This window comes from Paenibacillus sp. Paensp111, assembly GCF_059492195.1.
The window spans coordinates 2,250,758-2,272,277 of record NZ_CP168527.1; the positions used below are offsets into that span (position 1 = coordinate 2,250,758).

The window sequence follows — 21,520 nt, forward strand, 5'->3', positions numbered from 1 at the left end:
GGGGGGAAAGCGGATGGAGAAAGCAATTGAAGTAAAAGGTCTTAGAAAGTCCTTCAAGGACTTAGAAGTTCTGAAGGGCGTCGATTTGGAAGTGAAGCGAGGTGAGATTTTCGCCCTGCTTGGCTCTAACGGCGCTGGCAAGACGACAATGGTCAAAATCCTTGCCACGCTCTTAAGGCCCGATGGAGGCAATGCCGTTATTAATGGATTCGATGTGGCAATACAGCCTGACCTTGTACGGCGTGCGATCAGTCTGACAGGACAATTTGCGGCGGTAGATGAGATGCTTACCGGACGGGAAAATCTGATCATGATTGCCAAGCTGCGCCATCTCAATCATCCGCGTCAAATAGCGGACGATTTGCTGAAGCGCTTCGGTTTAACCGATGCCGCTGATCGTAATCCATCCACCTATTCGGGAGGTATGCGGCGAAGGCTCGATATTGCCTTGAGTCTGGTGGGTACACCGCAAATTATTTTCCTCGATGAGCCGACTACCGGACTTGATCCCGAGGCACGTATTGAGGTGTGGAAGATCATAAAGGAGCTTGCGGGCGGCGGCACAACCGTATTCCTGACCACACAGTATCTTGAGGAAGCAGAACAGCTTGCCGACCGCATTGCCATATTGCACGGGGGCCGAATCATTGCTAATGGGTCGCTCGCGGAGCTGAAGAAGCGGTTCCCGCAAACCCAAGTGGAGTATGTCGAAAAACAGCCGACACTTGAGGAAATATTTCTCGCAATCATCGGCAATAAGGAGGCCATTTAAAAATGGATACGGCTAAAAATCACTTTTTCGGCGATATGGCTGTTATGCTCGAGCGCTCCATGCGCCATATTCTTCGCAGCATAGACACCATCTTCACGGTCTGCATTACACCCATCGCGATGATGCTGTTGTTCGTCTATGTATTTGGCGGTGCCATCCACACCGGTACGGATAATTACGTGAACTACTTGTTGCCCGGTATACTGCTTATGGCAATAGCCAGCGGGGTAGCTTATGTGGCCTATCGCCTGTTCCTGGATAAGCAGCGGGGCATTATAGAGAGATTCCACTCCATGCCCATTGCGCGTTCTACGGTCCTGTGGGGGCATGTATTAACCTCGGTAGTATCCAATCTCATTTCGGTTGCCGTCATCATTCTTGTCGCCCTCGTCATGGGCTTTCGTTCGTCGGCAGGCGTCCTGTCCTGGCTTGCCGTTGCAGGTATTCTCGTGTTATTCACACTGGCACTCACATGGATCGCCGCTATAGCCGGACTGTCCGCCAAGACAGTGGAAGGCGCGAGCGCCTTTTCCTATCCGCTTATCTTCCTGCCCTTTATCAGCTCGGCATTTGTGCCGACCGAGTCGATGCCGACCCTCGTTCGTGCCTTCGCCGAGAACCAACCGGTGACTTCAATCGTAGAATCCATTCGTGCGCTGTTGTCAGGTCAGCCTGTGGGCAATGAGATATGGGCTGCACTTGCGTGGCTTGTCGGGATTTTGTTTGCTGCGTATTTCTTTGCCATGAGAGTGTATAAAAAGCAGGCTTAAAGCCGCAAGATCACTCGTTCTGGCTTTGCGTGACGGCGATGGTAACCAACCCATCGCTTTTTTGCCTTTTGAATAACAGATTATTTAATTGACAATGATTGGATTCTGAAATATAGTAAGTATACATATAATATATACACTTATAAAGGAGCTGCGACAATGGAAATCGGTGTTAAGATTGCTGTAAATGCGCCCAAAGAGAAAATCTGGGAGCACTATATTAATAAAGAAAAGCGTGTCTTATGGGAGGAGGACTTGGAAGATCTTCAATATGATGCGGAAGTAAGAACAGGAACTACAGGGCGAATGAAATTGAAGGACATGCCTGCCATGGACTTTGTTTTATCTAAGATAGTTGACAACGAGATCTATCACGATAAGTACTCTATACCAGACGTAGGCACAGTTTATTTTTGCCATGATATCACGGAGGAAGATGGACAACTGTATGTGAAGCATTCCATTACTTCTGATGAGGACAATGAGATGGCCTTAAATGTATTGACTCAAATCTTTTCGGACTTCCCTAAAGTGCTGTGGAAGCTCAAAAAAGTAGTTGAAGCATAATGGAATTTAACTCTATGTTCAAGAACGATGCTGATGAATCAACAGGATTGCTGTTTATTAGAACGTACAATAAGTGGCACGGTAAAATAAAATCAGCATTAAGCGATTTAGGAATCACACATCCTCAGTTTATTGTGCTTTGTACGCTTAACTATTTAAGTCAATTTGAGAAGCATATCACACAGGCCAAAATCTCGAGCGTGTCAGAAATTGATGTAATGACGATCTCGCAAATACTTCGCACACTTGAGAAAAATGGGCTTGTAATCAGAAAGCAAAGTCCAATAGACTCCCGGGCCAATTCCATTGAAATTGTCCAACAAGGGTTAGACATGGTCAGCAAAGCTATACTCGTTGTTGAGACGATAGATTCGGAGTTCTTCGGAACACTAGGATCTGAATTGGCACAGTTTAAAGATGCTCTGCGAAAGATGGCAAATGTTACTTCTGGAATGCAGATAGATTAAAGACTACCTACATATCGTTTTGAAGAAAGCCTGATTCTGTCAGGCTTTTTTTGTATTCCACAAGATCGAGTTACAAACTTGTAAGTTAGATGTAAGGCAAATCGATACCGTAGATCAGCCTGGAAATATAAGATTGGAACAGTTGAATATAGATTTTTAAAAGGAGAATCGAGATGAGGCTGTTTGAGCTGCTGCTACTCATGTCTAACATCAGTTTGTTTGCATTAACAGTCCTACTGAAAAAGGGACGTCGTAGAATTCCGGTATTTGTTGCAAGCGGAGTCGCTGCACTTGTCATGGTCATCCATTTGACGGTGGAAGGATACAGAATTCAGCTATTATTCCCTTATTGCATCACGATCATTTTTTTAGCCGTTTCAGGTTATAGCTATTTCAAGAGAACCGTCTCTAACAAAATTCCACGATTCATATGGAGTTTGGCTTATACCGCTGTAGCGATGATGTTGGTCGTAACCGCAGGTCTCATGTATGCTTTTCCTGTATTTGAACTACCTGGACCGACAGGCGCGTTAAAGGTAGGAACGCAAACTTTTCATTTCGTGGATACGAATAGAAAAGAAACTTTCGGAGAAGGAAGAGATGGCAAGAGGGAACTGATGGTTCAGGTATGGTATCCGGCTCAAGCTGGCACGGGCAAGTATGCACCCTTTATTCAAGACACCGAGATTTTACCTTATATGGCCGCGAACTATGGCCTTCCCGGGTTTACTTTTCAACATCTAAAGTACGTGTCCAGTCATACTTATCGCGGGGCGGAAGTCTCCACGGCACAGACCTCATACCCGCTGATCCTTGCGAATCCCGGTAATGGATCTTCCAGGTTCCTTCATACGTCGCAAGCCGAGAATCTCGCGAGTCACGGATACATCGTGGCCGTGATCGACCACACCTACAATACATTTGCAACCGAGTTCCCGGACGGGCTCATCACGACCAGCACAAGCGACAACCTATTCTCGCCCGAACATGATTACCGAATGGAAAGTGGGAATCGAGACAAGCTGGGTAAAGTTCTAACCGATGATGTGACATTTACACTGGATCAATTCGAGTTAATCCAATCGGGGAAGATTCCAAGTCATCTAAAAGGGAGGATCGATCTCGATCATGTCGGGGTATTCGGTCACTCCATCGGCGGAGCGACGGCGTATGACGCTTCATACGATCCGCGAATTGCGGCTCGGATCGATATGGATGGGGGGCTTTATCGACTGCGCGACAGAGAGGGTCTGCGTAAGCCGTTCTTGTTCATCAACTCGGAAAGCGAATTTGAGAGATTAAAGCTGGTGATGGATAACCACATCTACACGGAGGCAGAGCTTAAACGTATGGGCAACACAAGAGAGTGGATGGATCAAGTTACACAAGATAAAAAGCTGGAGCTGGAGCGAATGCGCGAAACGGTTCCTTCAGGGGGGCAATTTCTCTATATCGACCGGACGGAGCATTTGAATTTTACCGATGTACAGTTCATTTCTCCGATATTCAAGTTGCTGGGCATTACCGGAAGGATTGCGCCCGAAAGAGCGGACACCGTGATCAATGCCTATATGCTGCATTTCTTCGATAAGTATCTGAAGAATAGAGGAGGAGCCTTAATGAAGGGACCGGATAGCCGCTATCCGGAGGTGAAGTTCGTTAGCTCGCTACTATAAACTTTTTTGCTTGGAAAGCTAATATATCAATTAAAATGCCGTTTATCATTGTTGATAAGCGGCATTTTTTGAATTAAACAATCTATTTTGGTCGTGATCGCACTAACTCCGCCTTTGCTTCTGCTAGAAAAGTTTCTTCTTGCGCTCGCTCTAGAGCAGAAGAGGAGAATGATTCATTTATAGCTGAGTTCATCAGTAGCTGTGAATTAGCAGCTTCAAGTCGAAGTGTGAATTGCTGCCGCATCTCTTTAGCGGTCTGTAATTTATGCTCTAGTTGGGTTAAAGTCGCTTTCAATTGATCTGTGGTGTGCTGCAATCTCTCCACCTCAGGCTCTAACTTCGCTAAGTAAGTATCCTGTGAATGTGCTTGCATTAGCCAGTGTTTAGCCATCTCCACATTTCCAAGTTTAGCTTCTTGATCTGCCTTGTCCCTGTAATTAGCTGAATTGACAGTATACAAATTCATTTTTTCCTTTTGAATCAACCATTCCGATTCCGATCTGTTCACGGTTACGGAGAGTTCACGCAGTTTTTCTGTGTATGACTCGATAAACGCACTCAGCACTTGCAGTGGATGATCTTCCTGAGGGGTATTCGATCTGAACAGATCTCTAAAGCGGCCAAAAAGCCCCATCGGCTGACCTCCTTCAAACTCGTTAATTAATCTTCACAGTATTTCCTATCCACACCATTTTGAAAAGAATTTGCCGTAATAAACCTTCCAGGCGCTCCATCATCACCATATTCATATACAAAAACATGGCCTTGAGGAATTATCCTACCAAGCACATCAACCGACTTCCTAGATACCTTATACACGGAAGGGAAGGGACAGCAATACCAATAGCCATCTTCTCTGATAAGACCTTGTTTTAGTAACATTTCAACGGTAGTTTCATACTCGCGTTCTATCGGTGTTATGTCACAAGAGCCCCAATGTTCTTCCAAGTCTTCAACGGCTTGGGCATATTCGCCAGACTGAATAATATCTTCTCTTGCGGCAGACGAAGTCACTTTCCAAATGTCAGACGAATCAAGTTTGCAACGATAATTTGCAAATGAACTGTTGGAGGTGTTCAGGTTTTGACGCTTAATTAAGTCGGGTGCTTCAAGTCCCTGTGTGACAAGTAAATAATCCGAAAGTGCCATCCAATACTGCTCCTCGGCATCTTCGTGGCTCTCTGCAGATACTTTACGACCGTCTGAGATTTTTCCGACGATTGCATCTCCGGCTTGTTTGCGTGTTTTAGCCGATTCGTATAATAGAATAACTTCCTTGAACTTTTCCCCTTGATTCCGAATTGATTCAACAGCCTGTGCGGTCATCTCATCCATTTGTTCCGCAGAACGTCTCAAACCTGCCAGGTGTTCGACGGGGCAGGGGGTAGGACCCTCCTCTTGTTGACCAAGCTGAATGGGCAATTGAATGGCTGCAGTATCTGAGAACACCGCTTCTTGCCTTGTGGCCACCATCAAGTCTGGGATTTTGCCATACCAAATATCAGCTTGATTATGGGTGATAACCGGCACCGCTTTTGATACACTTAGGAACGCGTCTCCTAAAAGCGCATCTGCCATAGTCTGCATGCTTCGTGCAGCTTGTAGAAATGCACGAGCTCGGGGCATGTCGCATCTCGCGAGCTCCACATGCAAACCATATACTTGTTCTCCCAGACGCTTATAACTTTCAAGATGTTCTGGAGGACAGACTTTTTGTCCTGTAATACTTTCACGAATCCAATCAAAAATCCCCAATATGACACCTCCAAATAATGACCTGCTAGCATTCACCATTTTCAGCATTAATCTAATATACGTGCTGAAAGTGGGGTTAGTTTCCACATGTCATTATTATACCGGAAGTATTTTCCTGGGACAGTCAAAAGTTTACCTTTATCTATTCGACAAGCCCGAGTTCTTCATATACTTTGGATGAGACTACTCCGTTTGGTGTAAGATGGTGATCCCTTTGGAACTTCTTGAGGGCAGAGGTTGTATCCCAGCGAAACTTGCCATTACATATTCCAGTATAATATCCCGCACTTTTTAGTCGGGATTGCACCAATTGAACGTCTCCGCCGACGTCTCCCTCCGCCAATGCTCTTGCATCATGATTAAGATCACCCAGTACATGGCCGTAGATCGTAACTTTTGTTCCGATTGGGACAATATTGAACAATTCCAAAATATCGTGATTACGCATCCGAATGCATCCGTGACTGAGGTGCTGTCCAATTGAATATGGCCTGTTCGTACCATGTATACCATAGGTTCCCCAAGGAACATTCAATCCCAGCCACCGTGGCCCGAACGCTTCTCCCCAGTCCTTACCCTTATACACGATTTGGTATTCTCCAATGGGTGTGGGAGTTGAAGGATTGCCAACGGCGACCTTGTATTTCTTAATCGTGTGGTCTTTCGACCGTACAACCAATAGGTGGTCAGAAGGATATACTTCGATGGAGAGATCGCCTTGATCATCCGCCACAATGGGCAGGGTAGGCTCGGCAAAAGAGAGTTTATTTTCAAATGAAACCCATGTAAGTAAAAATACAATCGTGTAGAGGTGGAAAGAGTAGAGTATTCGTCTCATTTTTTTATCTCTTTTCGGTATGCTTTAGTTTTGGCTATTATTTAACAGCGGAATCTGATTTATACGGGGATTCAACCATCTGAAATATACATTAACCTTCACGTCTTTGTGAAAATTTGTTGACATAAAGCGTCGCCCTTCTGTAGAATAAAAAGCTGAGTAATTAACTCGGCTTTTGTTAGACAGAAAGGATGATCTCGCTTCTTATGTTTCTGCGTTCGCTAATCATTTGCTCCTATTTGGCAATTATCTATTGTGCAGCCAATCAAATTCCATCGCTGAAGATGGTATTTTTCCCGACTCTCGGCGCATTCAGTTTCTTGTTTATACACCGTGAGGGTCATATTAAAGATATCGGCAGGATTATTATTGGGGCGATCGTCGCCGCGACACTTGGAAGTCTTTTTTATGCAGTCGATTCCGGGGTGTTATCATTTTTTGCAACTGCGATCCTTACAATCTCGCTTATCAAGTGGTTCCAATGGAACGCTGCTCCAATCTTAGCCGTCTCGTTGATTCCTTACTTTTCCCATCCAGCTTCAATATGGGCATTACCCGCTGCTGTTATGGTCTCGCTAATCGGGCTAGTATTGACACTTTGGTTAATCGGTAGGATGGAACAGTTATCCTGGATTACAAGACTCGATCCCATCCTGCGAAAAATGACGTCAGTGGTAATGAGACTTGATAGACGCCAGGCAGTTACTGGGGTAACACAGGAATCAAGAAATTAGCTTGTGCTACTTCATTACTTATACATATTTCAGTTGAAGTCGTTCCTAATAGGATCGGCTTTTTTCTTTGAAAAAAGAGAAACGTAAATATAAAGTAGGTATGCTGATTTCTTCTATTTGCAAATAGATTTATCCTATTATCCATATACATCCAGTTAAGGTATTCTTTTAAATATAAATAGTTAACTAAACTGATAGGAATTATAAGAGAAAGGAATCGCATTAGGAAATGATGGTGCGTTCAACAAAGTGAACGAGACTATACTGTCAAGTAAGTTATAAGGGATATATTCCGTTATAATACATTTTTTTAATACCAATTGGAGGTGCAAGGAGAATGGCAGAGCTAAGCTGTCTCGTATGCAAGTCGGACATTGACGTAGAAGAGCGCGCGACCACGGGAGAAATTGTAGAGTGCGATTCCTGCGGCCAGGAGCACGAAGTCCAGGTTGAAGCGAATCGTGTCACCATCGCTTTGGCTCCAGAAATCGAAGAAACTTGGGGAGAGTAGGTATAAACCTATGGAGAATTCTAGCTCCATTCTACTGTGCGTCACGAAGCTAAGGGAAGAAGAGCGGCTTATTGTAGAACATCTTGATCGGTTGGACATCCGTGTTCAAGTAAATTTGGACTCCATGGATCTACCCATCGGAGAGGGAGATGTCCCGCCCTACGGACAGGCCCTTATTCGGTGCTTGTCCCAAAAAAATGCGCTTAGCCGCTCCCAGCTGCTCGAGCTTGCCGGATTTGAGACGTTGAATTCGGCCAAGGCTATCACCATTTGCACGAATAAAATCCATCAGGCAATTGTGTTTGAAAGACAAGGCATTCCGCAACCTCGTTATCAAATCGCATTCACCCCCGCGAAGCTATACGACGCACTATCGGACTTCGGAAATTTGTGCGTCATCAAACCAGCTACCTCATCATGGGGGCGGGGAATCGCCAGGATAACAGGAAAGGAATGCCTCGATGGATGGATCGCCGCAAGGGAATCGGTCGATCCGAGCCACCAATCATTTCCCGTTCTTGTGCAGGAATACGTGGAAAAAGGCGACTACGACATTCGTGTCGTTATTGTCGGACGCAAGCCAATTGCTGCATTTCGCCGGGTATCAGCCGAAAATTGGAAGACGAATACGCATCTGGGCGCAGAAATCGAACCGATCGAGATCAATGCCGAGATTGCTGCAATCTGCGGAGATTTGGTCAGCGTATTAGGAGAAGGCATTTATGGAGCTGATTTATTTTTCGATTACCAACAGCTTCGTTACGTTGTATGTGAAGTGAATCAGAATCCGGAATTCGCAAAATCATGGAAGGTGCATGGCGTTGATGTCGCCTATCATATTGCCAATTACGTAAAGGAGAAGATAGATAGAACAAATAAGGTAAACCTAGCAGTTAATTCATAGTATGTGGGGAGGAACAATTACAGATGGAGGACACCATAACGAAACCAGCAGCTCCAATCGAGAAAGAGCACTATTTTTCACTATCATTTGTCTTGTCCAGAGTGCTGAATTCTGGCGTTATTATGAGCATTGAAAAAAACGACCATGAGTTAAAAGGACTGGAAAAGTCAATCGCTAAGCTTACAAATACCAAATATGTTTCTTTGTTTAATAGCTTTACTGGCGCAGTTCATGGGGCATTCTGGGGGCAGGACATCGGCTACGGTTCAACCGCGCGTCTTGAGCATGCCAGCGAGCAGGAAAGGAAGTTTGCAAAGTGGCTGGGTATACAGCTCACGACGGATTCCTATGCGGGGGTCGCATATTCCAAGGTAACGGTGGATGGTCATAATCTCCACCGGTTAGAGCAGGAGGCACGAAGCTCTGCCGGTATGTCGCCCGTCCTTGTCCTAGATTTCACGGGACTAGGCTTTGGCCCGGTCGCCGCGATTGCGTCTAATGACGAGCTCATCTGGAAGAAGGCCGAGCGGCTCAAAATATTCGGCGCCTTCGACCTGCAGACGATGTGGACGCAGGAGGAAAGCGCGCCTGAACTTCAGCCAGCCGTGCAGTTCAATTACAGGCTTAGCCCGCTTGTGGCGGCCTGCGTTAAGATTTCGTTATTAAGGAGGAAATCATCCTCATGAAAACCGACTTTATCCGCAAACCGCTGGAGCTGCCCATTGAGGAATCGATCTGGTCTCCGCTCGCTGTAGATGGAGGACCGTCCATCATTCCCGAAGATGTACGCAGGACTAATTTTCCCATTATCACGAAAGAAGACGTTATCCAAATGTTTGTCTCCATTCACAAGACGGCGAAAGCGTCGTTGAGGAGTTCCAAGAAGCGTACCGCAGTTACGTGGGCGCTAATTACGCAATCGCCACGTCAAGCGGCACATCGAGTCTGCACTTAGCTCTTGTTGGAGTTGGGGTGGAGCCCGGCGACGAGGTCATTGTACCTGCCTTCACATTTATAGCGACTGCTCAAGCGGTCGTTGCAGCCAAAGCGATTCCGATATTTGTTGATATTGATCCTGTCACTTATTGTCTGGATCCTTCGAAGGTGGAGCAAGCGATCACCAGCAAGACGAAAGCGATCATGCCCGTCCATGTGCATGGCTTGCCAGCCGACTTGCATGCCTTGCGCCAACTGGCGGTTAAACATTCGCTGCGGCTTGTCGAAGATGCTTCCCATGCTCATTCCGCATCTATCTACGGCCGAGTGGCCGGCTCGATCGGAGATGGCGCGGGTCAGAGCCTGATGGCGGACAAGAACTTCCCCGTCGGAGGCGAAGGTGGCATCGCGTTCTTCCGGGAGAAGGAAGACTACCAGCGCTCGCTCGCTTTCCTTAATGAATCAGGTATCGATTACCGCATGTCCTGGATTGCCGCGGCATTCGGAATAAGTCAGCTGGATCGGCTGCCTTATTATGATGCGATTCGTGCGAGAAACGCTGAATATTTGACGAACGCCCTTAAGGAGACGAAGCTGTTCAGCGGACCATTCGTCCCGGAAGGCTATAAGCACAGCTACAATATGTATCGCGTTAAGCTGTCTCCGGAACGTCTAGGGCTTGGGGACCTGGAGGATTACCGGGTCAAACATGCGGTGGAGCAGCTGATTCATGCAGAAGGTGTATTCGCGAGGGAATGGCAGAACGTACCGATTCCCGGCCATCTTCCATTCAAGAACAGAAGGGGCTTCGGCAATGGCTATCCATTCTCGCTGTCGGATCGGCAAGATTTCGGTTACGATCTGAACCGGTTCCCCGAGACATTGAAAATGCTGCGCAGCACGCTCACGATCTGCCGGGAGCTTCGGACGCCGATCGAATACGAGCGAATTCAGGCTTACGCGTTGGCATTCAAGAAGGTCGACGCGAACCCGGATAAGATACGCGAGCTCGCGGAGCAAAGCGGCGACTTGAAGGTCGTCTATGAAAGAGATGCGAGGTTAGGATGAGCGGCGCAGCGCAATTGAAGAAAGCGGCCATTCTCGGTGGGAGCGGGTTCACTGGTGCCGAGCTGTACAGGCTGCTTCGCAGACATCCCGGCTTCGAAGTGACTTTTATATCATCCGAGTCAAATGCCGGTCTTCCGGTGGACAAGTATTACACGGCTTCGATTCACAGGAAAAAGCCGGGGGGACTCAAATTCAGCCGGGTTTCTGAGCTGGATGGACATTACGATGCAGTGTTCTCATGCCTGCCAACGGGCGAATTACCGAAGCTTATCCGTCAGATCTCCGAGCATGCGGACTACATCTTTAACGTAAGCGGCGATTATCGGATTTCCGATACGGCATTATTGCAGCGGTATTATCCGGAGACGCTCAAGCATGATTTCGAAGGCGGATGGCATTATTTCGTGCCCGAATTCAGTGAGATCAACCGGAGCAAGAAGGTCGTAAATTTGCCGGGCTGCATGGCGGTCGCGACGATCTATACTTTGTATCCCCTGGTAGCGAATGACCTCATCGAGGAACGGGTTATTACGGACGCCAAGACGGGCTCAAGCGGCGGGGGCAAGTCGACGAGCGAGCATCATGCAGAGCGCAAGAATAACTTCCGGGCATACAAAGTTCACGGCCACCGGCACAAGCCTGAAATCGAACAGGCGCTGACCTACCATTTGGCGCGAACGGTTGATCTACAATTTTCCGTATACAGTCTGGATTTACCACGGGGCATTATGGCAACTTCATATTCCTTGCTTAAGGAGGGCGTTACCGCGGTCGATGTGAGAAAAGCATTCTATGGCGCCTATGCGTCCAAGCCGTTTCTTCATTTCATCCCGCCAGGCAACGGCACTCCCATGATCAAGACGGTAAACGGGACGAATTTTGCGGAGATTGGAGCTTATGTTGACGGCAGAAACTGCGTGTCCTTGGCGACGATAGATAACCTGCTTAAAGGAGCGGCGGGGCAAGCCGTCCAGGCGGCCAATCTGTATTTCGGATTCCCCGAGGAAGAAGGATTGCCCCGTGAAGGCGAAGGAGCGTGGCCATAATGAGCAAAGGCAGTCTATATGTAATTAAGCTTGGCAGCAGCACGATCGTCAATCATCCTCTCATCTTCGAGGAGATTGGTCGTATCTCGCGTAGAGGAAACCAAGTCCTGCTCGTCGCAGGCGGAGCGGAAGCGATACGCCAGAAGTACGAAGACCTGTCACGGCCGATGCCCTTCCTGACGCTGCCCTCTGGCGACGAAGTACGCTATTGCTCACCGGAGGAGCTGCCCTATATCCGCGACGCCTATTATGAGAACATTTTGACGCCGGTCCGGGAGCGATTGAAGGAACAAGGGCTCAGCACATTTGCACAGCTTGGCGGCGACAACGGGCTTGTGCTCGGAAGAAAAGCTAAACCGATCAAGGCGATCCAAGGTGAGAAAACCGTTATCGTGCGGGATTCGTTCTTTGGACAATATACGGACAGCCATTCCTCGTTCCTGCACGATGCACTGAATCATTTCGATGTTGTATGCTTGACGCCTCCAATCTGGGATCCTGAACGATCATCGTATATTAATATCGACGCTGACGTATTAGCGGCAGAGCTTGCCGTAGAGCTTGAAGCGCATCATCTGCGCTTCGTGACCGGCACGGCGGGGCTGCTGCAGGATATCGCAGACGAAGGCTCCACGATTCCGGATGTATACGGGGACGAAGAGCTCCCTTCTGTCCAGGGACGCATGAAGCAGAAAGTAAGAGCGGCAAGGCTGGCGGCCGGACGTGGAATTTGCGACGTAAATATCTCCGGTCCGCACTCGCTAGAGAGAGGGGGCCGAACGTGGTTCTGGCAAGGTGAACGCGCTCCCGCCGCCTTCGAACTGCTGAACAAGGTTGTCCGCATACCCTCCGTATCCCAGGACGAACACGAGCTTGCCCGGTTCTTGCTTGGCGAGATTCAAGACCCCTCTGTGACCGGGCACGTTGACGACGCCGGCAACATTGTGTTCCGCAGAGGAAGTGGACCTCACACGCTACTACTTCTGGGCCATCTTGACACAGTTCCTTACGTGTGGCCTGTTCGATCGAACGCTGAAGGACTTGCCGGAAGAGGTGTCGTGGACGCCAAAGGCAGCTTCGTTAATTTCGTCCATATGCTGAGGGAAGCTGAGGTGCCCGAGAACGGTTCGCTGCTTGTCATAGGCGCCGTGGAGGAAGAGATCTCGTCTTCCAAAGGCGCATACTTCATCCGCGACCACTACCGGGCCGACGCGGTCATTATCGGCGAGCCTAGCGGCGAAGACAGCTTGACTCTGGGGTATTACGGATTGTTCAAGCTTCGGATAACTATTAGGCGCGCCCAAGAGCATACGGCGGCAAAGGACACCGTAAGCGCCATCGACGAGCTGTACCAAGTCGCAGCCGACATTCGCGGCAGAGTTCGGGATATTGATCCTCAGGGCTTGTCGTCCTTGATCGATATCGAACTTCGCAATGAGCGCGGTTATATCACGGTTACCGCGATCTTGAATTTCAGAATCTCGCCCGAAGCCGGCAACGGCTATAAGGACAAAGTCGATCTTTCCTTCGGTGATGCGATTACGGTCGAAGTACTTCGCGCGACTCCGGGTTTTGCTAATCCGCGTTCGGATACGCTGGTGAAGGCTTTTGTCCGAAGCTTCGCCAAGCATGGGAAGTCGATTCGCTACTTGAAGAAACGGGGAACGAGTGACATGAATACGCTGGCGTCGGCTTGGTCAACCGTTCCCATGGTAGCTTATGGCCCGGGCGATTCGAGTCTGGATCACACTAACGACGAGTATTTGCACTACGGGGAAGTAGAATCTTCGCGGGCCATTCTGAGAGAAGCTGTAAATGAATGGTTCCGACTGCGAACGGAGGATTAAATGGAACAGTCGATACCTGTATTCAGAGAACAGGAAATTGTGATTCCGTCACTAACCGAATTGGCTAAAGAAGCAAGGAAGCTAATCATTGATATGGCGGCCACGCCAACAGGCTGCCACATCGGAGGAAGTCTGTCGGTTATCGATCTGCTGGTTACAGCTTTGTCCAAATACGGACATGACAAGAACAGCTCCGTCATCCTAAGCAAAGGGCATGCGGCGGCGGCCCTATATGCGGCGCTGTATGTTCATGGGAAATTACCCTCCAATCCAGCGGAGACCTACGGCAAGCAGGGCTCGCTCTATACAGGGCACCCGAATCATAAGCTGCAGGGTATCCCATTTGCAACGGGGAGCCTGGGGCATGGCGTCGCTTACGCGGTTGGCTGGGCTCTGGCGCAAAAGCTGCAGGGAACCAGTGGACTCGGCATCGCGATCGGTGGGGATGGTGAGCTGCAGGAAGGTTTGATCTGGGAAACGGCACAAATCGCCCAGGCGAGGTCGCTGTCGAATTACATCTATATCGTTGATTGCAACGGTGGGCAGAACGACGGGTACGTCGAAGACATTTCGCCAATCCGGAATCTGAGGGAGCGCTTCGAGGCGTTCGGGTTTGCTGTTCGGGAAATTGACGGACACCGGCATGATGCCATCTTCTCCGCTCTCAAGCCGGACAGTGAGAAGCCGCTTGCCATTCTAGCTCGGACCATCAAAGGTAAAGGTGTTGCCGTGCTCGAGGGAAATCCGGATGCACACTATGCCAAAATCCCCGCCAATCTGGCGAAAAGATGGAAGGTGAGCCTATCATGACTGCGACCTTGTCAGGAAGGGATGCCTATAAGGACGAGCTTGCCAAGCTCGCGGATACCGAAGAACGAATTATTTGCCTCGAGGCGGATCTACGGGGTAAAAACCATCCTTTTCATGTCCGTCATCCAGAAAGGTTTCTCAATCTCGGCATCGCGGAGCTAGCGAGCGTGGATATCGCAGCCGGACTTGCTGAAGCGGGATATGTCCCGTTCATCTCTACCTTCGCCGCATTCGCGGCATTGCGGGCATCAGAGAGCGTTAAGCTATCAATGGGCTACATGGGGAAAAATGTGAAGCTCGTCGCTCCATACGGCGGCGTGTCCGGCGGATGGTTCGGCACGACTCATCATGCCTTGGAGGACATCGCGGTCATCCAGTCCTTTCAAAATATCCGGATTGCCTGTCCGCATGGGGAAGAGGAGACGAGGAGAGTCATCCGCGAAGCGGCTGCTTCCACGGAACCGTATTATATTCGTCTGTCCCGCAATGACGCGTTCGAAAGCATGCCGCGCGCTTCGGATAGTTCTTGCTGTGATCTGCTTATCGAAGACAGGAGTGAGGAAGTCCGAGCGGGGCTATGCCTGATTTCCGTCGGGGAACAAGCAACGGAACTGTGCAAGACGCTAACTAAGGAATTTGAATTTGTCGCGCACGCTCATGCATGTTACATCGATAGTCAAAGTTTGAAAGCTTACGTAGAGCCGTTAAAGGCGTTAGCCGATCGGTTCCTTGTCGTCGAGGAGCACCGGGCGACCGGTGGAACCGCATCCTATCTGGCCTTATTAATGCCTGAGCACCCCGTGTATTCCCATGACTGCGGAGAACAGTGGCCGACATATGGGGGGACGCATGCGGAAGTGCTTGCCGATTTAGGATTTGGCCTCGAGCCACTGCGGCAGCAAATCCAGTCTCTAGTAGGAGGTCCGAATGGTATTTAGCGTGCTAAAGACGAACAGGTTTCGCAACTATTTTATCTCGGACATCATATCCGGCTTCGGCGTAGGCATGAGCACGATTGGTGCTAATTGGTATCTAATGGACCGGACGGGTTCGATTACTGCTGTAGGGCTAATGCTTTCTTTAAATGTGATTGCCGGATTTCTTATTTCGGCTTTCGCTGGGACGTTTGTCGATAAGTGGAACCGGAAGACGATTTTGCTATGGGCCAATGTTGTAAGAGCTGCCGCTCTTCTGCTGATTGCCAGCGCGTTCTTTGGAACCGGATTCCACGTCGTGTATTTGTACGCCTTTGCCGTGGTGAACGGCATGGGATGGGCGCTCTACATGTCAGCTTCACGCAGCCTCGTGCAGGAGCTGCTGCCTGAGAATGAGCTGATCAAGGGCAATTCCTTAATTGAGATCAGCCTTCAGGTCGGCATGTTCATGGCGGGGGGCTATCCGGCTTCCTGTATAAATATATCGGCTTTGAAGCGATCTTGTTGTTGAACGCCGCGGCTTTTCTCGTGAGCAGCCTCTTTCTTAGCCGGATCTCCTATTCTGCTTTGACATCCGAGGAAGCCGATGCTTCGTTTATTGCATCGTTTAAGGCTGGCATTGGGTACTTGGCGAAGAGGCCTTCTATATTCGTACTGGGCATCGTGTCCATCATCCCGCTTGTGTCGACCATGGTGTTCAACGTGGTACTACCGGGTTATGTCAGCACGTCGGTTCAAGGGGATTCGATTGTATTCGGGCTGTCGGATATGTGCTACGGATTAGGAGGCTTGATGTCCGGATTCTTGGCTGCTCCACTAGCGAGAAAGCTGACCCAGCATGGAACGATTCTGATCATTTTCCTCATATCTGTCTTGAATCTCGTCGCCATTGCCTTTAATTCGACCGTTATTCTACTCTATATCGGAAGCGTACTCATCGGTCTAACGAATTCCTCGCTGCGTATTCTGATCACCACCGCACTAATGGAGTCGGTCTCCAAATCGTATATGGGGCGCGCGACTTCAGTCTGGATGGGCATTTCCTTGCTTCTGCAGACCGTCTCGGCCACGGGACTAGGTGTTGTCATCGACCGGTACTCGCCAGGCCTCGGCTTTATCCTGATGGCAGGCTTGATGTTCGCCGGACTCATCGTCTATTACATCCTGAACAGCCAGTCGCCGCAGAAACATACGATAGAGGCATAAGTTCTCTTAATTAATAATTGTAAAGGAGTGAATAACATGTCAACGGTTAAAACGGTGGCGTTTGTCGAGCCGAGCTTTTATGGTGTCAGCTTCGCCAAAGCAGCCTACGAACAGGGGCACCAGGTCATTTCGATCGTGTCGTCCAAGGATAATCCGGTCAAATACGGATATGAAGGCATCTACCATGACCTAATCGTTGCGGATATAAGAGACGAAGAATCGCTCTACCAAGCGATAACCGAATCGCCCTATGCGGGTAAGCTGGATGCGCTAATTCCGGCTACGGATTACGCTTCTCACCTGACAGCGAAAGTCGCGCAGAGGCTTGGCCTCAGGAGTGTGCCCTATGAAGCAGCACTGAAATCGCGGAACAAGGATTTGGCGAGACAGGCATATGCCGAACATGACGTGCCAAGTGCGAAATTCCGCAAAGTAAAAACATTTGAAGAAGCGGCCAATGCGGCCGACGAAATCGGGTATCCGGTCGTGCTGAAGCCAACTAACTGCGCCAGCAGCCAAAATGTTTATTTTATTAACGACAAGGCAGAGCTTCAGAGGGCTATGGACATCATTGTTGATTTCAAAGTGACATATATGGATTTCAAAGTGCGGGAGGAGTACTTGATCGAACAATATTTGCATGGACCGGAATTCAGTGTGGAGTTGTTCTTGCAAAGTGGCGAACCTTTATTCGCGGCCGTGACCGAAAAACTGACGACGCCTCTGCCATATTTCGTGGAGACGCTCCATACCCTGCCATCCCCGTCATTTACTGACCAACAGGAAGATATAATTAGAACGGCTGTTGACGCGCTTGGAGCGATCGGACTTACGAACGGACCTAGTCATGTCGAGATAAAGCTTACGCCGACTGGTCCAAGGATTATCGAAGTGAACGGCAGACCTGGCGGGGATAACATTTCCTCGGATCTCTTGGTGCTGGCTTTCGGGGTTGATATTTTTGCAGCGACAGTAAATTATTATCTGGACCTTCCGATCTCACTTGAGAAGAAGCATGTCCGGGCGGCATCGATCGCTTACGTCACTGCAGAACGTGACGGTGTGCTCGAACGGATTGATGGATTCGAGCTGCTGCCGGAGCATCCAGCTGTCGTTCGCGCTCATGTCACAGCAGTGCCCGGTGATCCTATTGCCCAGGCCAAGAGTTCAGATGACCGACTTGCTTATTTCATAGTCGAAAGTGATACGCCACAAGAAGCCAAACAAATAGCGCTTTCCTTGCTTGAAGGTTTGAAGGTTGTCTACCGGAGTCAAGCGGTGATCGCTTAGCATAGGGAAGAGGATTGTAATTAATTATATAGTACAGAGGGTGAGAGCTAACCTATGAGTATAGCTGTTATTTATGGAAGCTCAAGAAGAGACGGGAACTCGGAGCAGTTAGCCAAGCGGTTAACAGAAGGATTCGAGGCTGATCATATCTATTTGGCCGATTACAAGATTGAACCGATTCAGGATTACCGTCATGCAAAGAAAGAACCGTATCCTGAAGACGATTACCGGGCGGTCATAGATCGGGTGCTGGCGAAGGATAAGCTTGTGTTCGCAACGCCCATCTACTGGTATGGGGCTTCCGGGCTTACCAAGACTTTCATTGACCGCTGGTCGCAGTCGCTCCGGGAAGACAAGGATGGATTTCTGGCGAAGTTTGGGGACAAATCGGCCTGGGTGATTGGCATCGGCGATGACGACCCCCATCTTAAGGGAATTCCGCTGGTCCAGCAATTCCAGTACATTTTTGATTTTACGGGCACGAGGTATGAAGGATATATTCTAGGTAAGGCGAATCGGCCGGGAGACATTCTGGAGGATGTAAATGCTTTGGCTGCTGTGGAGCAAATTCGGAAAAAGTGGCACGCGGAGAAAAGGTTAACGGCTGGGAATCAGTAACGGCAAGCACAAGCAGATAGGTCACTAGATCACGTGGCCGCTGAGAAAGGCTTTTTTCTAAGTAATGGTACAGACCTTCAAGAAAATTGAAGCGGGCTGTACCTTTTTTGCTATATAATGGAGCTATTACAAAAAGTGGGTACCCAAGTGAAATGCCCTATAAGTAATTAATGTACATATCCCTCATGAACAAAGGAGAACTGCTGAAAATGAGAAAACTTGTTCTATTTTTGCACTCATCGCTTGACGGTTTTGTAGAAGGGCCGAACGGTGAAATGGACATTGGCTGGGTTGCCTACGATGCTGATTTGGAGAAACACGCCAGAGAAATTCTGAGTACTGCCGACACTGTCATTTGGGGACGTGGGACTTATCAGATGATGCACAGTTACTGGCCATCTGTGTCTTCGGATCCATCAGCTTCCCAGCATGAACTGGATCATGCCGAGTGGATCGAAAAGACAGCCAAAATCGTTTTTTCTACGACGCTGGAGAAAACCGAATGGAACAATTCCAGACTGGTCAAAGAAGATGTGGAGGAAGAGATCAAGAACCTCAAACAGCAGCCAGGCAAGGATATGGTTATCCTCGGCAGTCCTAGGCTCGCACACTATCTTATGCAGCTTAACTTAATAGATGAGTATAAAATAACGGTTTCTCCCATCTTGATCGGCAGCGGATTGCCGTTATTCCAAGGTCTTAAGGAGAAGGTCAATCTTAAACTAATCGAAAACAAGACATTTGATTCTGGAGCCATTGGCCTCGTCTACCAGACGGTTAGATGACCTTGTCTCCAAAAGTAGTTGACGCTAACGGGATCACGATAACTCAATGAACATATTTGAAGGCAGCCGACTCAAAAGCCGGCTGCCTTTTCGATATCCATTGACGCCCATCCACCCTTCATTGACAGAGGCCAGCTTAACGATTAAGGTAATGGGGGACAAGGTCAATTTATTTCTGGAGGATATTTATGAACCAACGCTTTCGAATTACGAGATCCATGCAACCAAATGCTGCTGATCAAGAGATTTCATTGGATGAATGCCAACTTTACTTCTCATCCAAGGCTGATTTTACTTATCAGACGGTGCTGACCGTGAAAGGGGAGGATAGCACCATGTCTATAGATGGGGATTTTTTTATGTGGAAACATGGAGAGGCTCTCATTCCATTCAGACACTATATGGGGGATTTGTATGTAGCCGTCTCCGCTCAAGAAATCGTGCCCCTCATGATCGAAATTGCAACTGATCTGCGGGCAGATATCGTGGAAGGGTAATAAGCTATTACGGAAAATGTCATATTGCATGAGCAATACATAGAGTGAAGCTTCTCATCACATAATACTACTTGAGAAAACAGTGCTTTTCTCAAACCGTTCGGATAATTACCGATTCTCACGTCATGGGGAGGTGTAATGAGATGAAGAATAGTAATGCGAAACATAGCTCTAAGCAAGTTGGGAAGAAAAATGGCGTTCCAAATCTTGATGCGGAATTTGCGACAGAAACAGGCGCTGCTGTATCTGGTGCAGGTGCAAAAGCTTCTAGAGGAGCGGCCCAAAAGACAAAGTAATAGCTATTGAAATGATGGTTGCTTTGATGAAACTAATATTTTGTCAGCAGAATAAGTATAAGACCACTGAACATAGTGGTCTTTTTTATGTGTGCGGCTTTTTAGCCACAAAAGCACACCCAATCATGATTGAGGCTGTCCGCTTCAATGCATATAATGAAGGTACAACCCTTCGGGGAGATCGTTAAGGGAGGCCGCGATGCACGAGACCGTATTTGACGAAACATTATTTGCAAGCTTGAAGCCGGGCTTAACCTCGTTCTGTTACCGAATGCTAGGCTCCATAGACGATGCGGACGATGCCGTCCAGGAGACCAGTATTCGGGTCTGGCAGAGCTGGAGCACGTTCAGACAGGACTCCTCGTTCAAAACTTGGGTCTATCGGATTGCCTCCAACCTATGCTTGGACAAGCTGAGACAATCCAAACGCCGTGCGCTTCCTGTTGACCTGCAGGGCCCGGCCGTCGCTATCGCCACGCCGCGCGACACATTGCCGGACTCTGCCTGGATCTGGCCGTCTCCCGACTTTGGTGGTAATCCGGAGGATCGGCTCGTCCGCAGAGATACCCTTCAACTATGCTTCATCGCTCTCCTGCAGACATTGCCTCCGCGGCAGCGCGCGGTACTCATTCTAAAAGATGTATTTGAGTGGTCTTCCAAGCAGATTGCGGAAACATTGGCGGTGTCGCCGGCAGCTGTGAACAGCGCCTTGCAAAGAGCCCGAGAGACGATGGACCGCGCGGAGCTTCGCTCCGATGAGCTCAGCAGCATGGACGTTCAACCGGATCAGCAGCTGCTGTCCCGTTATGTGGAGGCCTTCGAGCAATTCGATATTTCTGCGCTCGTCGCATTATTCCACGAGGAAGGCTGCATGTCGATGCCGCCCTTCGAGATGTGGATCCGCGGCAAAGTGGATCTGTCCGCTTTCTTTTCGCTTACTCGCTGGCATTGCGAAAGTTCGCGATTTGTGCCTATTACGGTGAATGGCGGTTATCCGGCTTTGGCCCAGTATATGCCTGACAAAGAAGGCTCTGGCCTGGTACCCTGGGGAATCCACGTCATCGAAACCAAAGAAAATCAAATCCTGCACGTTCAAAACTTCATTAGTACGCAATTATTTTCGCGATTTGGGCTTCCTGAGCGAATTGACCGATGAATTTCGTCATTGGCTTACGTCTATATTATTGAGAAT

General features: G+C 48.7%; 26 protein-coding genes. 23 read left to right on the forward strand and 3 right to left on the reverse strand.

The window, feature by feature from the left end:
• Positions 1-13: 13 nt before the first annotated feature.
• The 5 genes from ACEN86_RS10460 (at position 14) to ACEN86_RS10480 (ending at position 4,252) form a co-directional block, all read left to right on the forward strand.
• Positions 14-772 (forward strand): ABC transporter ATP-binding protein, encoded by a 759-nt coding sequence (locus tag ACEN86_RS10460; RefSeq protein ID WP_495630583.1) that lies wholly within the window; start codon positions 14-16, stop codon positions 770-772.
• A 2-nt stretch (positions 773-774) separates the two neighbouring features.
• Positions 775-1,542 (forward strand): ABC transporter permease, encoded by a 768-nt coding sequence (locus ACEN86_RS10465; protein WP_495630584.1) that lies wholly within the window; start codon positions 775-777, stop codon positions 1,540-1,542.
• Positions 1,543-1,701: 159 nt separating this feature from the next.
• Positions 1,702-2,109 (forward strand): SRPBCC family protein, encoded by a 408-nt coding sequence (locus tag ACEN86_RS10470; RefSeq protein ID WP_495630585.1) that lies wholly within the window; start codon positions 1,702-1,704, stop codon positions 2,107-2,109.
• A 14-nt stretch (positions 2,110-2,123) separates the two neighbouring features.
• Positions 2,124-2,576 (forward strand): MarR family winged helix-turn-helix transcriptional regulator, encoded by a 453-nt coding sequence (locus ACEN86_RS10475; RefSeq protein WP_495630586.1) that lies wholly within the window; start codon positions 2,124-2,126, stop codon positions 2,574-2,576.
• A 173-nt stretch (positions 2,577-2,749) separates the two neighbouring features.
• Positions 2,750-4,252: an alpha/beta hydrolase family protein gene (locus tag ACEN86_RS10480; protein WP_495630587.1), complete on the forward strand. Its 1,503-nt coding sequence runs from the start codon at positions 2,750-2,752 to the stop codon at positions 4,250-4,252.
• Between the two features lie 82 nt (positions 4,253-4,334).
• Here the strand turns inward: ACEN86_RS10480 and ACEN86_RS10485 are convergent, their stop codons facing one another.
• From ACEN86_RS10485 to ACEN86_RS10495, 3 genes are all read right to left on the reverse strand, one after another.
• Entirely contained in the window at positions 4,335-4,886 is a 552-nt protein-coding gene (locus tag ACEN86_RS10485) for a PspA/IM30 family protein (RefSeq protein WP_495630588.1), read from the reverse strand.
• 26 nt (positions 4,887-4,912) lie between these two features.
• Positions 4,913-6,007, reverse strand: a complete 1,095-nt coding sequence (locus ACEN86_RS10490; RefSeq protein WP_495630589.1) for a hypothetical protein — start codon at positions 6,005-6,007, stop codon at positions 4,913-4,915.
• Between the two features lie 142 nt (positions 6,008-6,149).
• Positions 6,150-6,845 carry a L,D-transpeptidase family protein gene (locus tag ACEN86_RS10495; RefSeq protein WP_495630590.1) on the reverse strand — a complete coding sequence of 232 codons (696 nt, stop codon included), beginning with the start codon at positions 6,843-6,845 and terminating at the stop codon, positions 6,150-6,152.
• Between the two features lie 206 nt (positions 6,846-7,051).
• Here ACEN86_RS10495 and ACEN86_RS10500 point away from each other — a divergent pair, with 206 nt between their 5' ends.
• The 18 genes from ACEN86_RS10500 (at position 7,052) to ACEN86_RS10585 (ending at position 21,484) form a co-directional block, all read left to right on the forward strand.
• Complete coding sequence (locus tag ACEN86_RS10500) at positions 7,052-7,579, forward strand: hypothetical protein (RefSeq protein WP_495630591.1); 528 nt, start codon at positions 7,052-7,054, stop codon at positions 7,577-7,579.
• 337 nt (positions 7,580-7,916) lie between these two features.
• Complete coding sequence (locus ACEN86_RS10505; protein ID WP_495630592.1) at positions 7,917-8,090, forward strand: lysine biosynthesis protein LysW; 174 nt, start codon at positions 7,917-7,919, stop codon at positions 8,088-8,090.
• 10 nt (positions 8,091-8,100) lie between these two features.
• Complete coding sequence (locus ACEN86_RS10510; RefSeq protein WP_495630593.1) at positions 8,101-8,994, forward strand: RimK family alpha-L-glutamate ligase; 894 nt, start codon at positions 8,101-8,103, stop codon at positions 8,992-8,994.
• A gap of 23 nt (positions 8,995-9,017) precedes the next feature.
• Positions 9,018-9,680: a degT/DnrJ/EryC1/StrS aminotransferase gene (locus tag ACEN86_RS10515; protein ID WP_495630594.1), complete on the forward strand. Its 663-nt coding sequence runs from the start codon at positions 9,018-9,020 to the stop codon at positions 9,678-9,680.
• Entirely contained in the window at positions 9,677-9,949 is a 273-nt protein-coding gene (locus tag ACEN86_RS10520) for a hypothetical protein (protein ID WP_495630595.1), read from the forward strand. The genes ACEN86_RS10515 and ACEN86_RS10520 overlap by 4 nt, the downstream gene beginning before the upstream one ends.
• Entirely contained in the window at positions 9,895-10,998 is a 1,104-nt protein-coding gene (locus ACEN86_RS10525; RefSeq protein ID WP_495630596.1) for a DegT/DnrJ/EryC1/StrS aminotransferase family protein, read from the forward strand. The genes ACEN86_RS10520 and ACEN86_RS10525 overlap by 55 nt, the downstream gene beginning before the upstream one ends.
• The gene (argC, locus tag ACEN86_RS10530) at positions 10,995-12,044 is read left to right on the forward strand and encodes an N-acetyl-gamma-glutamyl-phosphate reductase (RefSeq protein ID WP_495630597.1); all 1,050 of its coding nucleotides are present in this window, start codon (positions 10,995-10,997) and stop codon (positions 12,042-12,044) included. Before ACEN86_RS10525 ends, argC begins: the two co-directional genes overlap by 4 nt.
• The gene (locus tag ACEN86_RS10535) at positions 12,044-13,891 is read left to right on the forward strand and encodes a M20/M25/M40 family metallo-hydrolase (RefSeq protein WP_495630598.1); all 1,848 of its coding nucleotides are present in this window, start codon (positions 12,044-12,046) and stop codon (positions 13,889-13,891) included. The genes argC and ACEN86_RS10535 overlap by 1 nt, the downstream gene beginning before the upstream one ends.
• Positions 13,892-14,701, forward strand: coding sequence for a thiamine pyrophosphate-binding protein (locus ACEN86_RS10540; RefSeq protein ID WP_495630599.1), 810 nt, complete (start codon positions 13,892-13,894; stop codon positions 14,699-14,701). It abuts the gene before it with no gap.
• Positions 14,698-15,639, forward strand: a complete 942-nt coding sequence (locus tag ACEN86_RS10545; protein ID WP_495630600.1) for a transketolase family protein — start codon at positions 14,698-14,700, stop codon at positions 15,637-15,639. Before ACEN86_RS10540 ends, ACEN86_RS10545 begins: the two co-directional genes overlap by 4 nt.
• Positions 15,629-16,147, forward strand: coding sequence for an MFS transporter (locus ACEN86_RS10550; RefSeq protein ID WP_495630601.1), 519 nt, complete (start codon positions 15,629-15,631; stop codon positions 16,145-16,147). Before ACEN86_RS10545 ends, ACEN86_RS10550 begins: the two co-directional genes overlap by 11 nt.
• Positions 16,141-16,842, forward strand: coding sequence for an MFS transporter (locus ACEN86_RS10555; protein WP_495630602.1), 702 nt, complete (start codon positions 16,141-16,143; stop codon positions 16,840-16,842). Before ACEN86_RS10550 ends, ACEN86_RS10555 begins: the two co-directional genes overlap by 7 nt.
• Before the next feature lie 36 nt (positions 16,843-16,878).
• The gene (locus tag ACEN86_RS10560; RefSeq protein WP_495630603.1) at positions 16,879-18,132 is read left to right on the forward strand and encodes an ATP-grasp domain-containing protein; all 1,254 of its coding nucleotides are present in this window, start codon (positions 16,879-16,881) and stop codon (positions 18,130-18,132) included.
• A gap of 54 nt (positions 18,133-18,186) precedes the next feature.
• The gene (locus tag ACEN86_RS10565) at positions 18,187-18,750 is read left to right on the forward strand and encodes a flavodoxin family protein (RefSeq protein WP_495630604.1); all 564 of its coding nucleotides are present in this window, start codon (positions 18,187-18,189) and stop codon (positions 18,748-18,750) included.
• A 209-nt stretch (positions 18,751-18,959) separates the two neighbouring features.
• Positions 18,960-19,535, forward strand: coding sequence for a dihydrofolate reductase family protein (locus tag ACEN86_RS10570; protein WP_495630605.1), 576 nt, complete (start codon positions 18,960-18,962; stop codon positions 19,533-19,535).
• Between the two features lie 188 nt (positions 19,536-19,723).
• A complete protein-coding gene (locus tag ACEN86_RS10575) occupies positions 19,724-20,032 on the forward strand; it encodes a hypothetical protein (RefSeq protein WP_495630606.1) in 309 nt (102 codons plus the stop codon).
• Positions 20,033-20,175: 143 nt separating this feature from the next.
• Complete coding sequence (locus ACEN86_RS10580) at positions 20,176-20,328, forward strand: hypothetical protein (protein ID WP_495630607.1); 153 nt, start codon at positions 20,176-20,178, stop codon at positions 20,326-20,328.
• A gap of 199 nt (positions 20,329-20,527) precedes the next feature.
• Positions 20,528-21,484, forward strand: coding sequence for a sigma-70 family RNA polymerase sigma factor (locus ACEN86_RS10585; RefSeq protein ID WP_495630608.1), 957 nt, complete (start codon positions 20,528-20,530; stop codon positions 21,482-21,484).
• The last annotated feature ends 36 nt before the right edge of the window (positions 21,485-21,520 follow it).

What these genes read in the sequence shown, in the direction of transcription:
- ACEN86_RS10460 (WP_495630583.1), top strand. Translation starts at nt 14, where the DNA reads ATGGAGAAAGCAATTGAAGTAAAAGGTCTTAGAAAGTCCTTCAAGGAC.
- ACEN86_RS10465 (WP_495630584.1), top strand. Translation starts at nt 775, where the DNA reads ATGGATACGGCTAAAAATCACTTTTTCGGCGATATGGCTGTTATGCTC.
- ACEN86_RS10470 (WP_495630585.1), top strand. Translation starts at nt 1,702, where the DNA reads ATGGAAATCGGTGTTAAGATTGCTGTAAATGCGCCCAAAGAGAAAATC.
- ACEN86_RS10475 (WP_495630586.1), top strand. Translation starts at nt 2,124, where the DNA reads ATGTTCAAGAACGATGCTGATGAATCAACAGGATTGCTGTTTATTAGA.
- ACEN86_RS10480 (WP_495630587.1), top strand. Translation starts at nt 2,750, where the DNA reads ATGAGGCTGTTTGAGCTGCTGCTACTCATGTCTAACATCAGTTTGTTT.
- ACEN86_RS10485 (WP_495630588.1), bottom strand. Translation starts at nt 4,886, where the DNA reads ATGGGGCTTTTTGGCCGCTTTAGAGATCTGTTCAGATCGAATACCCCT.
- ACEN86_RS10495 (WP_495630590.1), bottom strand. Translation starts at nt 6,845, where the DNA reads ATGAGACGAATACTCTACTCTTTCCACCTCTACACGATTGTATTTTTA.
- ACEN86_RS10500 (WP_495630591.1), top strand. Translation starts at nt 7,052, where the DNA reads ATGTTTCTGCGTTCGCTAATCATTTGCTCCTATTTGGCAATTATCTAT.
- ACEN86_RS10505 (WP_495630592.1), top strand. Translation starts at nt 7,917, where the DNA reads ATGGCAGAGCTAAGCTGTCTCGTATGCAAGTCGGACATTGACGTAGAA.
- ACEN86_RS10510 (WP_495630593.1), top strand. Translation starts at nt 8,101, where the DNA reads ATGGAGAATTCTAGCTCCATTCTACTGTGCGTCACGAAGCTAAGGGAA.
- ACEN86_RS10515 (WP_495630594.1), top strand. Translation starts at nt 9,018, where the DNA reads ATGGAGGACACCATAACGAAACCAGCAGCTCCAATCGAGAAAGAGCAC.
- ACEN86_RS10520 (WP_495630595.1), top strand. Translation starts at nt 9,677, where the DNA reads ATGAAAACCGACTTTATCCGCAAACCGCTGGAGCTGCCCATTGAGGAA.
- argC (WP_495630597.1), top strand. Translation starts at nt 10,995, where the DNA reads ATGAGCGGCGCAGCGCAATTGAAGAAAGCGGCCATTCTCGGTGGGAGC.
- ACEN86_RS10535 (WP_495630598.1), top strand. Translation starts at nt 12,044, where the DNA reads ATGAGCAAAGGCAGTCTATATGTAATTAAGCTTGGCAGCAGCACGATC.
- ACEN86_RS10540 (WP_495630599.1), top strand. Translation starts at nt 13,892, where the DNA reads ATGGAACAGTCGATACCTGTATTCAGAGAACAGGAAATTGTGATTCCG.
- ACEN86_RS10545 (WP_495630600.1), top strand. Translation starts at nt 14,698, where the DNA reads ATGACTGCGACCTTGTCAGGAAGGGATGCCTATAAGGACGAGCTTGCC.
- ACEN86_RS10550 (WP_495630601.1), top strand. Translation starts at nt 15,629, where the DNA reads ATGGTATTTAGCGTGCTAAAGACGAACAGGTTTCGCAACTATTTTATC.
- ACEN86_RS10560 (WP_495630603.1), top strand. Translation starts at nt 16,879, where the DNA reads ATGTCAACGGTTAAAACGGTGGCGTTTGTCGAGCCGAGCTTTTATGGT.
- ACEN86_RS10565 (WP_495630604.1), top strand. Translation starts at nt 18,187, where the DNA reads ATGAGTATAGCTGTTATTTATGGAAGCTCAAGAAGAGACGGGAACTCG.
- ACEN86_RS10570 (WP_495630605.1), top strand. Translation starts at nt 18,960, where the DNA reads ATGAGAAAACTTGTTCTATTTTTGCACTCATCGCTTGACGGTTTTGTA.
- ACEN86_RS10575 (WP_495630606.1), top strand. Translation starts at nt 19,724, where the DNA reads ATGAACCAACGCTTTCGAATTACGAGATCCATGCAACCAAATGCTGCT.
- ACEN86_RS10580 (WP_495630607.1), top strand. Translation starts at nt 20,176, where the DNA reads ATGAAGAATAGTAATGCGAAACATAGCTCTAAGCAAGTTGGGAAGAAA.
- ACEN86_RS10585 (WP_495630608.1), top strand. Translation starts at nt 20,528, where the DNA reads ATGCACGAGACCGTATTTGACGAAACATTATTTGCAAGCTTGAAGCCG.